This is a genomic window from Phaeobacter sp. CC-HEC084 (assembly GCF_059429255.1).
In genome coordinates, this window is sequence record NZ_JCAIJQ010000009.1 from 240,735 (window position 1) to 254,059 (window position 13,325).

Sequence of the window (13,325 nt, forward strand, 5' to 3'; positions counted from 1 at the left end):
ACGTGGCGCCGCTGCGACTGGATCAAAAGCCACCAGAATTTTTTCTGCGCGAACGCATCGCTTCGATTTCATCCCAAGAAGGCGAAAACTTTTGATCCGGCCAGGGAATGGCGGCGTACTCCCTGAAAAGAAACGGAGAACACATGTCATTTGATGTCCCACCCCTACGTCGCCAGCGCATTGCTATTGTTGGCGGTGGCATTTCTGGTCTCGCCGCCGCCTATCGTTTGGCACCCGGCCATGACGTGACCCTGTTCGAAGCCGCGCCGCGCCTTGGTGGACACGCGCGCACTGTCCAGGCGGGGATGCATGGGACCCAGCCGGTCGATACCGGCTTTATCGTGTTCAACTTTGTCAATTATCCGCATCTGACCGCGATGTTCCGCGATCTGGATGTGCCCATCATCAAAAGCGATATGACATTTGGCGCCAGCATTGACGACGGCGCCGTCGAATACGGGCTGAAAAGCCTCACATCCCTGTTCGGCCAGCGCCGTAACGTGGCCCGCCCGGCCTTTCACGGCATGGTGCGCGATATCCTGCGCTTTAACGCCCGCGCGGTCGAAACCGCCCGCAGTGACGATGTCACCATCGGTCAGCTGATGGACGAGCTTCGCCTTGGCGACTGGTTCCAGCGCTATTACCTGATGCCGATCTGCGGCGCGATCTGGTCCACCCCGATGGAGGAAATCCGTGGCTTTCCGGCCCGGTCGCTGGTGCAGTTCTTCCGCAATCACGCCTTGCTCAGCGCCACGGGGCAGCACCAGTGGTGGACGGTAAAGGGTGGCAGCATCGAATACGTCCGCAGGCTGGAGGCGCATCTGAAGGCCAATGGCTGCACCCTGCGCCCCGGCACGCCGGTGCAGGCGGTGGACCGCACCGAGGCAGGCGTCACCATCCGCTTGCCCTATGGCGAAACGCAGGAGTTCGATCAGGTCATCATGGCCTGCCATTCCGACGATGCACTGCGGCTGCTGTCCTCTCCCACCGCGCAGGAAGAGATGATCCTCGGCAATATGCGCTATCAGGATAACGAGGTAATCCTGCACCGCGACGCCGGGCAAATGCCGAAACGGCGCGCCTGCTGGTCCTCCTGGGTCTACAAGGCGGCGGCGCAGGACAGCCGCCCGGCGATCGGCGTGACCTACTGGATGAACCGGCTACAGAATATTCCAGAGAGTGATCCGCTGTTCATCTCGCTGAACCCAGTCAGGCCGGTGCGTGACGAGACGATCTATGACACCAACACCTTCCGCCATCCGGTGTTCGATCAGGCAGCTATTCGCGCCCAGAAACAGATCCACGACATCCAGGGCGACAACAACACCTGGTTCGCGGGCGCATATCTGCGCCACGGGTTCCACGAGGACGGATTTGCCAGCGCGGTGCGCGTCGCCCGCGGCATCGACGCCCGCAGCCTGTCGCAGGTGCTGGCATGAGCGACAGCCCCGCTCCCCTCTGGCCCGACCATATCGCGGGCCACACCAGCCACGCGCGCCGCGGCGGCATCCGCAATGCCTTCCGCTATGGTGTCGATTACGTGCTGATCGACCCGCTGTCAGAGGCGCGGCCGGGGCTGTTCTCACGCAATGGTTTCAACCTGTCTTCGGTCAATGACCGCAACCATGGCGGCGCGCCGGGCGCGGGGCGCGGCCTACCCTGGGCGCAAGAGGTCTTTGCCGGGGCCGGTCTGGAGCTGGACGGCCTTCAGATTCTGCTGCTGACGCAACCGGGATTCCTGTGGTACACTTTCAACCCAGTCAGCTTCTGGCTGGCGATGGAGGGTGACACGCTGCGGGCGGTGATTGCCGAGGTCTCCAACACTTTTGGCGACCGCCACAGCTATCTGTGCCATCTTGACGGGTTCGCGCCGATTGCCGCTGGTGACGAAATTACCGCCAGCAAAATCTTTCACGTCTCGCCCTTCCAGCAGATCGCGGGAGACTACCGGTTCAACTACGATATCCGCCCGGACCGGATCGCCATCCGCATCGCGCTGGAACATGGGTCCGAAGGCGTGATCGCCACCCTGACCGGGCGGCGGCAGCGGCTCAGCAACGGCTCGATCCTGCGGGCGGCCCTGCGGCGGCCCTTTGGCGCGTTCCGCACCATCGCCCTGATCCATTGGCAGGCCCTGAAACTGAAACTCAAAGGGGCGCCATACAGATCACGCCCCCTCCCCCCAAAGCAGGAGGTCAGCTGATGCTTTTCATTACCAACCGCGTAAAACGCGATTTTCTCGACAGCTGCGCCCAGATCCGCAAGGGCAGCCTGCGCCTGACCACGCCGGAAGGCGAAGTGCATGATTTCGGCAGCGGCGCCCCGGCGGCAGACATGGTGCTGTTCGACTGGGCCGCTGTTTCAGCCATGGCCGCGCGCGGTGATATCGGGCTGGGCGAAACCTACATCGAAGGCATGTGGGAAACCTCCAGCATCGAAACCCTGATCCAGGTGGCGATCCTGAACCTCGATTATTTGACCGATTTTGCCTACCCGAGCTTCTGGAGCGGGCTGAAGTTCCGCGCCGTCGACAAGATCCTGCGCGCCAACTCGATCCGTGGCTCGGCCCGCAACATCAAGGCGCATTACGACGTCGGGAACGAGTTCTACCAGCTTTGGCTCGATAGCGGCATGACCTATTCCTCGGCTCTGTTTGCACCCGGCGACAACGATCTGGAGCGCGCCCAGAACCGCAAATACGACCGGGTGCTGAACCGGCTGACACAGGGCGAGCGGGTGCTGGAGATCGGCTGTGGCTGGGGCGGCTTTGCCGAACGGGCAGCCGATGCCGGGCGCGATGTCACCGGGCTGACCATCTCCCCCAGCCAGCATGGCTATGCCGACGCGCGGCTGGACGGGCGCGCCTCGATCGAGCTGTGCGATTACCGCAAATCCACCGGCACTTACGACAATATCGTCTCGATCGAGATGATCGAGGCGGTGGGTGAACGCTACTGGCCCAGCTATTTCCAGACCGTGAAGGCGCGTCTTGCGCAAGGCGGCAAGGCGGTCATTCAGGCGATCACCGTGCAGGACAGCTATTTCGACATCTACCGCAACTCCTCGGATTATATCCGCCAGTACACTTTCCCCGGTGGCATGCTCCTGTCGGATGCGGTGATTGCCCATCAGGCGCGGCAGGCAGGGCTGCAGGTGACGAACTCCTTCGCCTTTGGACAGGATTATGCCCGCACCTGCCGGACCTGGGCCCAGCAACTGGCGAAACGGGCGCCCCGGATCATGGAGCTTGGCTATGACGCGGCCTTCCTGCGCAACTGGCGTTATTATCTTGAGATCTGTGCCGGCTCCTTTGCCGTGGGCCAGACCGATGTGGTGCAGGTTGAGCTGACCCATGCCTGAGCACCGGTTCCCGCCTCTGGCCGCCGCGCTGTTTATCGCGGCGCTGCTGCTGCCCGGCGCGGCAGCGGCAAACCTGCGGGGCTTTGGCCTGTCGCAGCCGGTTGAACTGGGCACCGTCATGGTGCGCTGGCTGGGGCTGCCGATCTACCGCGCCAGCCTGCACACAGAGGGGGAGTCCCGGTTTGGCTGGCGCCAGCCGCTGGCCCTGCAGATTGAATATTTCCGCAGCATCTCGCAGGACGATCTGACCAAATCCACCCGCGTCGAGATCCAGCGGATCGAAGGGCCGCGCGCGGATCAGGCCGCGATGATGCAGAAACTTGCCAGCTGTTTCCGCGATGTGGCGCGCGGTGATGTATTCACGGCTGTATCGACCCAGCCAGACAGTCTGGTTCTGCATCTCAACGGGCAGCAGACCTGCGCCATTCGTCACCCAGACCTGCGCAAACGCTTCCTTGGCATCTGGCTTTCGGACAACAGCCGCTCGGCGCGGCTGTCGGCGCGGCTGCGAGGCGATTGATGCACGCAGCCCGGATCAGTCTTTTTGCGCTCATGCTGGCGGCAGCGGGGTTGCCGCTCTATATCCATTTGCCGCGCTATGCCTCGGCAGAGCTGGGGATGAGCCTTGCCACCCTTGGCGCCATTCTGGCGGTGATCCGGGTGGTGGATTTCGTGCAGGATCCAGCGCTTGGTTGGCTGATTGACCGGTATGAGCATGCGCGCGGCGCCTTTGCCGCCCTCGCCTGCCTTGGCATGGCAGCGGGGTTCCTGATGCTCTACACCCTGATACCCGCCGAGGGCGGGCTGGTCTGGCTCATCGCCGCACTGGTGCTGCTGTTCAGCGCCTACAGCCTGGGGACCATCCTGTTTTATGGCCACAGCACCAGCCTGGCGGGATCGCCTGAGGCACTGATCCGGCTGGCAGGCTGGCGCGAGGGCGGCACGCTCGCCGGGATCATCCTCGCTGCGCTGGCGCCATCGCTGTTGCAGCAGGCAGGGGCCAATGGTGGCGGCTATGCCGCCTTTGGTATCCTGCTGGCCCTGATCTGCGTTGGCGTCTGGGCATTGACCCGCCCGCTGTGGCAGATTCCCAGCAGCCCCGAGGCGCCGGTCACTTGGGCCGCCCTGCGCCGCGCCGGGGGCCTGCGCCTTCTGGTGCTTGCCCTGGTCAACAGCCTGCCTGTGGCGATGACTTCGACCCTGTTTCTGTTCTTTGTCGATGAGAAACTTGCGCTGCCGGACCTCGCCGGGCCGTTCCTGATCCTGTTCTTTCTGGCGGCGGGCCTGTCGGTGCCAATCTGGACCCGGGCCAGCGCTGCCTATGGTGCCCGACAGGTACTGGTTCCGGCCATGGCCCTGGCCATCCTGTCGTTCAGCGGGGCAGCACTCCTGCCCACAGGCGCAGCTTGGGCTTTTGCCGCGATCTGCATCGGATCGGGGGCCGCTCTTGGCGCGGATATGGTGATCCTGCCGGTGTTGTTCTCGACGGCGCTGGCGCGGGCCGGGCTACGCGGCGGGCAGGCCTTTGGCCTTTGGACATTCGCCGCCAAACTGTCCCTAGCCGCCGCGGCAGTGATCCTGCTGCCCGCGCTGCAACTGAGCGGATTTGAACCCGGCGGCCCCAATGACGCCAGCGCCCTGATGGCGCTGACCCTGGCCTATGCCGTTTTGCCCTGTCTTATCAAACTGCTGGCGATCGCCCTGGTGATGCGCCTGCCGCGAGAGGTCTCCTTGTCATGAAACTGGTTCTCCTGCTTCTTGTTGCCGTGCTTGTGCTCGCCCTCTGGCGGCCCGGATTTGGCTTTCGCGCCCAGCGGCTGGCGCATTACGCAGACACCGGCCCCGCCTTTGACATTCAGGAGCGCCTTTCCGGCACACTGATCTCCGAAGGCATGATCTACGGGCCGCGCGGACGCGTTGTGTCGCGCTTTGTTGCGCGGATGAACGGGGAATGGGACGGCGCCACCGGCACGCTGAGCGAGGATTTCGCCTATGCCAATGGCAGCACCCAGGCGCGCAAATGGTATCTGACCATTGGCGAGGACGGGCATTTCACCGCCACCGCCGACGATATCATCGGCGAGGGCAAGGGCCAGCAGATGGGCGCCACCGTGCGGCTCACCTATCGCATCCGTCTGCCCGAAGATGCCGGAGGCCACGTGCTGGACGTCACCGACTGGATGTACCTGATGGACAACGGCACCATTCTGAACCGCTCGGAAATGCGCAAGTTCGGCATCAAGGTCGCCGAGCTGATCGCCACCATGCGCCCGGCGGAGGGCTGAGATGTTCGAAGGGCAGACCTGGTGGATCGTCGGCGCCAGCGAAGGGCTGGGCCGGGCCTTGGCCAAGGAGATGGACGGCGCGGGCGCCCGGCTGATCCTGTCCGCCCGCAATGCCGGGCGGCTGCAGCACCTTTGCGACGGCCTGTCCAATGCCCGGGCGCTGCCTATGGATGTGACGGACCCGGATGATGTGATCCGCGCCATTGCAGATCTGGGGCCTGTGGACGGTGTGGTCTACTGCGCCGGGGCCTATGATCCGCTCAGCGCGCAGGACTGGCAGCCGGAGGCGGTGGAGACCATGTGCGCGGTTAATTTCACCGGCGCGTTGCGGGTACTGGGGCAGATCGTGCCGCAGTTTTGCCGCCGGGACAGTGGCCATATCGTGCTGATCGGCTCGCTGGCCGGGTTCACCGGCCTGCCGGGTGCCATCGGATATGGCGCCTCCAAGGCGGCGCTGATGCATCTGGGGGAAAACCTGCAGGCTGATCTGCGCGGCAGCGGCGTGCGGGTGCAGGTGATCAACCCCGGCTTTATCCGCACCCGGCTGACACAGAAGAACGAATTCAAGATGCCGCAGATCCTTGAGCCGGAAGACGCCGCCCGCCGCTGCCTGCACGCCATGCAGGGGCGGCGCTTCAGCACCAGCTTTCCAGCGCCGTTTTCCTGGGTCTTCACCCTTGGTCGCCTGCTGCCGCGCCGCCTGTTCCTGAAACTGATGTAGCGAGGGATTGATGCCCACACACACTGCCCCGAAACAGGTTGTGATCCTTGGCGCCAGTGGCGGCATCGGCGCGGCGCTGGTGCAGCATTACGCCGCCCAGCCCCATGTCGAAACCGTGCATGCAGTGTCCCGTCAGGGCGACACTCCCGAGGGTGGACCCGTGGTGCCCCATGCCGCCGATATCACAGATGAGGCCAGCCTGATCGCGCTGGCTGACGCGCTGGAGGCGCCCGATCTGATCATCCTGGCCACTGGAATCCTGTCGGACGGAACCGCGCTGAGACCCGAAAAATCCCTGAAACAGCAAAGCCTGTCTGCCTTCGAACAGGTCTTCGCTGTCAATACCTTTGGCCCGGCCATGGCAGCGCGTCACCTGATCCCACGGATGCCAAGGGACCGGCGCACCATCTTTGCGGCGCTGTCGGCGCGGGTCGGCTCGATCTCTGACAACGGGCTGGGCGGCTGGCACGCCTATCGCGCCTCCAAGGCGGCGCTGAACATGCTGCTGCGCAACTACGCCATCGAAATGGCGCGGCTCAATCCCGATTTCGTCTGCGCCGGGCTGCACCCCGGCACCGTAGACACTGAACTGTCCCGCCCCTTCAGCCGTGCGGTGCCCGAAGGCAAGCTGTTCACCCCCGCCTATGCTGCGGATTGTCTGGCCGGGGTGATCGCGGGGCTGTCACCCGAGAACAGCGGCATGGTTTTTGACTGGGCCGGAAAACCTGTCCCGGCCTGAAGGCACGGCCCGATGCCTGAACGGATCACCGGGTTGTGAGGAACCTCCGCAACCTGCCAAGCCCCACTTGCCCCGCTGACCCGTGAGGTGCCACAGTGATGTCGGCATGATCCGGGCAACAATGGCACGGCATGGGAGGGGCAAACTTTGAAATCCGTTCGGCTACGCCTGTTGCTGCTGGCGCTGTTACCGCTCAGCGTGCTGATGCCGCTGATGCTTATTCTGGCAATGACCCGCTGGAATGCCGATTATGATGCCGTCCTGATTGCCAAGGTCGACAGCGACCTGCGCATCGCCGAGCAATATCTGGGCCACCTGCAGACCGGCACCGCCAACAGCATGCTGAACCTGGCGCAATCCACCGCCTTTCAGGCCGCCCTGAACGATGGCTCCGAGGCGGTGAACCGACTTCTTGAAAGTCGCAGACAACAACTGCAGCTCGATTTCCTCGAATATCTGCCGCTTGCCGAACTGGAAGGGCCACAACAGAAATGGCCAGTGATCCGCACGGCCGCCACCGGACAACTGGCCTCGGAGATCGACATTTTCTCCTCTGATGATCTGTCCCTTCTCTCCCCTGCCCTGCAGGAACGCGCCAATATCACCCTGATCGAAACAGAAGCCGCCGCGCCGACCACCCGCAAGGTCGAGGATCGCGGCATGGTGGTGCACACCGCCGCCCCGGTGATCATGCCCGGCCATAACGGGGTGCTGCGCGGCGGGCTTCTGCTGAACCGCAACCTCGATTTCATCGATACGCTGAACGCGCTAGTCTATCTCAGCGACGAGGACGGCGGCAACCGGCAGGGCACCGCCACCCTGTTTCTTGAGGACACGCGGGTGTCGACCAATGTGCGCCTGTTCGAAGACGTGCGCGCCCTTGGCACAAGGGTCTCGGCGGTGGTGCGCCGCGTGGTTCTGGAAGAGGGCCGCACCTGGCTGAACCGCGCCTTTGTGGTCAACGACTGGTATATCTCGGGCTATCTGCCGCTGACCGACAGTTTCGGAGAACGGGTCGGGATGTTGTATGTCGGCTTCCTCGAAGCGCCCTATATGGCGGCCAAATCCGAGGCGTACTGGACCATTGTCGGCGCCTTCCTGATGGTTCTGGCCCTGTCGGCGCCGCTGTTCCTGTGGCTGGCCAAGGGCATCTTTTCACCGCTGGAGCGGATGACCGTGACCATGAAACGGGTGGAGCGCGGCGATCTCACTGCGCGCAATGGCGATGTGGGCAGCCGCGACGAGATCGGACAGGTGGCATCGCACCTTGATACCCTGCTGGACCAGTTGCAGGACCGCGATCAGAAGCTACGCGAATGGGCCGGAGAGCTGAACGCCCGCGTCGATCAGCGCACCGCGGAACTGCGGGCCGCGAACCAGAAACTGGAAGACACCTACAAACAGCTGGTGATGAGCGAAAAGCTGGCCTCGATCGGGGAAATCACCGCCGGGGTCGCGCATGAAATCAACAACCCGGTTGCGGTGATCCAGGGCAATGTCGACGTGATGCGGATGACGCTGGGACCGGGCGCGGCAGAGGTGAAGACCGAGCTGGATCTCATCGACAATCAGGTCATGCGGATCGGCGCCATCGTCAGCAAGCTCTTGCAATTCGCCCGGCCTTCAGAATTCGGCACCTTCAAGGAAAGCGTCGATATCGCCAATGTGGTCACCGATTGCCTGGTGCTGGTGGATCACGTGCTCAGCAAGCATAACATCGTGGTCGATGGTCATTTCGATGTCGCCCCGGCGGTACGTATTGATCCCGGTGAGTTGCAGCAGGTGATCATCAATCTGGTGATCAATGCGGCGCAGGCGATGAAGGAAACCGGCACGCTGACCCTGACACTCAAGGCAGAAGAACGCGATGGCACGCCGGGGGCTTGCCTGACAGTGGCCGATAGCGGCCCGGGCATCAGCGAGGATCACATTTCAGAGGTGTTCAACCCGTTTTACACCACCAAACCGGGCGAAGGCACCGGGCTGGGCCTGTCGATCAGCCAGACCCTGATCCAGCATGCAGGCGGGATCATCACGGTGCGAAACCGCGAGGAGGGCGGCGCCGCCTTTGCGATCTGGCTGCCGGAGCGCCGCGACTGAAACGGCGCTTCCGGCCAGTACTTAAACCTCTTTACACCCCCCAGGAGGCGCATTTTCGGTCGATGGTCTTGCGCGATACGCCCAGACGGCGGGCGGCTTCGGCGCGGTTGCCATCGCAGGCGTCCAGCATGTGCATGATGTGGCGCTGGGTCACCAGATCCAGCGTTTCAATCGCTGCCGGGCCAGTGACCGACCCCTTGCCGGAGAACTCTTCCGGGAACTCACCCAGAATGACCGAGCGTTCGATCAGGTTGCGCAGCTCACGCACGTTGCCGGGCCAGTCATAGCGGGAAAACTTCAGCAAGGTTTCCTCGTTCAGCTCCAGCGCGGGCATGCCAAGCGTCGCCGAGAATTGCTCCATGAACAGCGCTGCCAGTTCAATGATATCCTCGATCCGCTCGCGCAGCGGGGGCATCTCGATCTTCACCACATTGATGCGATGATACAGATCGGCGCGGAACCGGCCCTCGGCCACGGCCTCTTCGAGATCGGCATTGGTGGCAAAAAGGAATCGCAGGTTCAGCGGGATGTCCCGTTCGGCACCGACGGGGCGCACCCGCTGGTCCTCAAGCACCCGCAACAGCGCCGCCTGCACCTGATCGGGCATCTGCGCCACCTCATCAAGGAACAGCGTGCCGCCATCCGCGTGCAGGAACAACCCGTCTCGGCGTCGGTCCTGTTCGTCCAGAACGCCGAACAGCTCGTGCGCGATCCGGTCCGGGGCGATGGCGGCGCAATTGACAGCTACAAACGGCTTCTGCGCCCGATCCGACAGCGAATGCATCGTGCGCGCTGCGATTTCCTTGCCGGTGCCGCTGGCGCCGGTGAACAACACCGGCGTTGGCAGTGGCGCCAGCCGGGTCAGCATCTCGCGTGCCTGGGTGATGGCCGCCGATTTGCCCAGCAGCCGCCCCCGCGCCGCGGACCCTTCGGCCGACAACTCGTGTTTCAGCAGGTAGTTTTCCCGGCGCAGGTATTTGCGGTCCAGCGCCCGCGCCACCGAATTGAGGATCTGATTGGCCCGGAACGGTTTCAGCACGAAATCGGCCACCCCGGCACGAAGCGCCATGATCGCGGTTTCCAGATCCGCATAGGCGGTGACCAGAATGGTATCGGCAAACAGCCCCACCCGGCGCTGTTCCTGCACCCATTCCAGCCCGGTCTTGCCCGGCATGATATTGTCGAGGATCACCAGATCGAAATGCGACTGATCGAGGATTGCGGAGGCTTCCGCCGCCGATGCCGCCTGCTCGACCCGCTTGCAACGCGGGCTGAGGATCTTGGTCATGAAATTGCGCATACCCGGTTCGTCATCGATCACCAGGATCGAAGCACCGGCAAGGTTTTCGCCGTATTCATCGCGCGGGACGGCAGAGATGACGGGCTGGTTCAATCCAGGCGCACCGCTTGGCCTGCGAATTTCTCATCCGCGGCAAATCCTGCGCGATCCAGAGCCAGATCCGCTCCTACGGCGATCACGGCAATCGCCGCAAAGCCTGCAAACATCGCTTTCATCCTGTCACTTCTCCGGTTGCGTTGCGTGTTTCAGAAAACCCACCAGGTCCTTGCGGTCCTCGGCGGCAGTGATGCGCTGCATCGGCATTTTCGACCCCGGAATGTAGTGGTCCGGTCCCAGATCGAACAGCGCATCGATCGTGTCGTCGTTCCAGATGATATCAGATCCCTGCAGCACCGGCGAATACCGGTATCCCGGCAGCGTTCCGGCGCGGCGTCCGAACAGCCCGTGCAGGCTGGGTCCGGCCTTGCGGCTCTCCCCGCCGGTCAGCGCGTGGCAGATCGAACATTTGCGCATGAACTGCCGCTCGCCGTTGGGCATGCTGTCGGCCGGACGCAGGAATGTACGCTCTTGCCCCATCGCGGGGTCGAATTCATTCATCAGCGCCACCGGCCAGCCATAGACCACATCATCAAGTCCTCCGGCCCAAATGGTGTTGCCATCCGGCGAAAAGGCAAGGGCCCAGACCGGCCCCTGCCGCGTGGCACGGAAATCGCGGGCGATGCGCCAGCCGTTCCCATCACTGCCAGTGTCGATCATCATGATGTAGCCATGACCATCCCCCACCGCCAATTGGCCGGTGGAGGCGTGATAGGCCATCGCCAGGATCGGGCGACGGTCGAGGGTGAAATCGGCAATCGGGGCGCCGCTCTCCATGTCGATGATGCGGGTTGCCCCGTCCACCGCGCCATAGGCCAGCCAGCCCGCCCGAGCGTCGACAACCAGCCGGTTGACACCAAACCCCTGCTGCACCAGCGGGCGCGGCGCTGTGCCCGGCTCTGCATCGAACCGCAACACCCCGCCATCCATGGTGGCGGCAAAGAGGCTGCCCTCGGGGCCAAAGGCCACGTCATTCACACCACTGCCAACTTTGAGGCTGCGCCCCGCACCGCCTGCCAGCGGCCAGATCCCGACGCTGCCGTCCCAGCTGGCCGAGGCAACCGATTGCCCGTCGGGCGAGATTGCGAGACCGCGCACCTTGCCCCTGTGCGTGCCTAACAGGCGCACACCGCCATCCGGGTCCCACAGGCGGACTGTGAAATCATCGCTGCCCGTCACCAGACGCCCTGCCCCGTCAAAGGCCACCGCCGTCACCGCCGCATCATGACCTTCGAGCCACAGCGGCTGCCGGTCCTGCCACAGGGCCGCGGAATTGTCGAAACTGACACTGGCCACCTGCCCCGAGGGCGCGGTCGCCAGCCCCATCACGGGGCCGCCGTGGCCTTTGAGCGTGGTGAAGCCCTGCGCCGAAACCGCTCCGGCGCAAAGACTTGCAACAAGGCTCAGGCTGGCAAGGAAACGCATGATGCCGCAGGTCCCCAGAGGCTATTCCGCCGGTGTGGCGCCCTTGGCGCGTCCGGCATCCTTGGCCTTTTCTTCCTCCAGCACCTCGTCCAGCCAGATCGAATGGTGCTGATGAGCCCAGGCCTCATCCACCTCACCCGATCCCATGGCATCGTAAGCGCCTTCCATCCCGACCGAGCCGATGTAGATATGCGCGATGATGATCGCCATCAGGACAAAGGCCATGATCGCGTGCCAGGCTTGGGCGAACTGCATTTCCTCTTGCGGAGACAACTGCTCCGGCAGGGTGCCAAGCCCGACCCACTGCGGCAGGCCGATGTCGTTCAACACCGCAAATGTCTTGGCAAAAAGCGGCAGCTCATAGGGGAACAGCAGCGACAGACCCGAGACCGAAATCGAGGCGCCGAACAGGATCACCGACCAGAAGATCACCTTTTGACCTGCGTTGAATTTCTTCGCGGGCGGGTGCTTGTTGCCGATGATGCCGCCGAACTGACGGATCCATACCAGATCGGTGCGGTTGGGAATATTGTGCATCACCCACATCACGAAGACCAATACCAGCGCTACCATGAAGGCCCAGGCGACCGAGTTGTGCAGCCATTTGCCATAGATCAGCAGGAAGGAGTTCAGATCCTTGCCCAGATAGGGCGCGATGAAGGCGCGGCCAAACAGGGTCAGAAGGCCGGTGATCCCCAGCAGGATGAAGGATCCGGCCAACGTCCAATGCGCCATCCGTTCGATGAATTTGAATCGCGTGACGGTGCGGCCGGTCAGCTCTCCGTCGACGGGGATACGTCCGCGCAGCAGGTAGAACACCACCAGCGCCCCAAGGGTGCCCAGCAGCAGCCAGCCGCCGTATTGGCGCAGCGGCCCCTCGCGGAAGGAGAGCCAGGTCATGCCGCCATCCTGTATCAGGACGCTGGCGACCTCGCCCCCGGCAGAGACGGTAACCTCGGCCGAACCATAGCGCACCTGGCGCCAGATCTCGGGGTCGGAGACACCTCCTAGGGTGCCAAGCTGTTGGGAAATCCCGGCAGCCGCATCCGGATCTCCGGTTGCGTCGCGGCGGAAGGAGTCATCCAGTTTCTCGCCGCGTTGCCGGGCGAGGATATCTTCGAGCGTCTGCGCACCACCTGTGGCGCTGCGGTCCGCAGGCGCGGGTACAGCCGCCTCCTGGGCCTGCACCGCGCCAACCAGCAGCGTAAGTTGCAGAACAAATGCGAAAGCCATGCGCAGCATGTGCCACACTCCTTCGGGTTTGTCGTATGTATAACAGATAGGTCAGGATGGCCCGCG

At 63.5% G+C, this 13,325-nt stretch carries 13 protein-coding genes; 9 read left to right on the forward strand and 4 right to left on the reverse strand.

Annotated elements, in window-relative coordinates; all coding sequences use genetic code 11:
* The first annotated feature begins 143 nt into the window (after positions 1–143).
* From AC5SSZ_RS18340 to AC5SSZ_RS18380, 9 genes are all read left to right on the forward strand, one after another.
* Positions 144–1,439 carry an NAD(P)/FAD-dependent oxidoreductase gene (locus AC5SSZ_RS18340; protein WP_495439280.1) on the forward strand — a complete coding sequence of 432 codons (1,296 nt, stop codon included), beginning with the start codon at positions 144–146 and terminating at the stop codon, positions 1,437–1,439.
* Complete coding sequence (locus tag AC5SSZ_RS18345) at positions 1,436–2,203, forward strand: DUF1365 domain-containing protein (RefSeq protein WP_495439282.1); 768 nt, start codon at positions 1,436–1,438, stop codon at positions 2,201–2,203. Before AC5SSZ_RS18340 ends, AC5SSZ_RS18345 begins: the two co-directional genes overlap by 4 nt.
* Entirely contained in the window at positions 2,203–3,360 is a 1,158-nt protein-coding gene (locus AC5SSZ_RS18350; protein ID WP_495439284.1) for a class I SAM-dependent methyltransferase, read from the forward strand. The genes AC5SSZ_RS18345 and AC5SSZ_RS18350 overlap by 1 nt, the downstream gene beginning before the upstream one ends.
* A complete protein-coding gene (locus AC5SSZ_RS18355) occupies positions 3,353–3,880 on the forward strand; it encodes a chalcone isomerase family protein (RefSeq protein ID WP_495439286.1) in 528 nt (175 codons plus the stop codon). The genes AC5SSZ_RS18350 and AC5SSZ_RS18355 overlap by 8 nt, the downstream gene beginning before the upstream one ends.
* The gene (locus AC5SSZ_RS18360; RefSeq protein ID WP_495439288.1) at positions 3,880–5,100 is read left to right on the forward strand and encodes an MFS transporter; all 1,221 of its coding nucleotides are present in this window, start codon (positions 3,880–3,882) and stop codon (positions 5,098–5,100) included. The genes AC5SSZ_RS18355 and AC5SSZ_RS18360 overlap by 1 nt, the downstream gene beginning before the upstream one ends.
* On the forward strand, positions 5,097–5,645 hold the full coding sequence (locus AC5SSZ_RS18365) for a DUF3833 domain-containing protein (RefSeq protein WP_495439290.1): 549 nt from the start codon (positions 5,097–5,099) through the stop codon (positions 5,643–5,645). Before AC5SSZ_RS18360 ends, AC5SSZ_RS18365 begins: the two co-directional genes overlap by 4 nt.
* Before the next feature lies 1 nt (position 5,646).
* Positions 5,647–6,366 (forward strand): SDR family NAD(P)-dependent oxidoreductase, encoded by a 720-nt coding sequence (locus AC5SSZ_RS18370; RefSeq protein WP_495439292.1) that lies wholly within the window; start codon positions 5,647–5,649, stop codon positions 6,364–6,366.
* A 10-nt stretch (positions 6,367–6,376) separates the two neighbouring features.
* Positions 6,377–7,105, forward strand: coding sequence for an SDR family NAD(P)-dependent oxidoreductase (locus AC5SSZ_RS18375; protein ID WP_495439294.1), 729 nt, complete (start codon positions 6,377–6,379; stop codon positions 7,103–7,105).
* A gap of 147 nt (positions 7,106–7,252) precedes the next feature.
* On the forward strand, positions 7,253–9,205 hold the full coding sequence (locus tag AC5SSZ_RS18380) for a sensor histidine kinase (RefSeq protein WP_065272597.1): 1,953 nt from the start codon (positions 7,253–7,255) through the stop codon (positions 9,203–9,205).
* Between the two features lie 31 nt (positions 9,206–9,236).
* Here the strand turns inward: AC5SSZ_RS18380 and AC5SSZ_RS18385 are convergent, their stop codons facing one another.
* From AC5SSZ_RS18385 to AC5SSZ_RS18400, 4 genes are read right to left on the reverse strand one after another with little or no spacing between them, the layout of a single operon-like run.
* Complete coding sequence (locus AC5SSZ_RS18385; protein ID WP_274827663.1) at positions 9,237–10,598, reverse strand: sigma-54-dependent transcriptional regulator; 1,362 nt, start codon at positions 10,596–10,598, stop codon at positions 9,237–9,239.
* A complete protein-coding gene (locus AC5SSZ_RS18390) occupies positions 10,595–10,720 on the reverse strand; it encodes a hypothetical protein (protein ID WP_257784210.1) in 126 nt (41 codons plus the stop codon). The genes AC5SSZ_RS18385 and AC5SSZ_RS18390 overlap by 4 nt, the downstream gene beginning before the upstream one ends.
* 4 nt (positions 10,721–10,724) lie before the next feature.
* Entirely contained in the window at positions 10,725–12,026 is a 1,302-nt protein-coding gene (locus AC5SSZ_RS18395) for a c-type cytochrome (RefSeq protein ID WP_495439297.1), read from the reverse strand.
* A 21-nt stretch (positions 12,027–12,047) separates the two neighbouring features.
* Positions 12,048–13,268 carry a formate dehydrogenase subunit gamma gene (locus AC5SSZ_RS18400; RefSeq protein WP_495439299.1) on the reverse strand — a complete coding sequence of 407 codons (1,221 nt, stop codon included), beginning with the start codon at positions 13,266–13,268 and terminating at the stop codon, positions 12,048–12,050.
* Positions 13,269–13,325 lie beyond the last annotated feature (57 nt).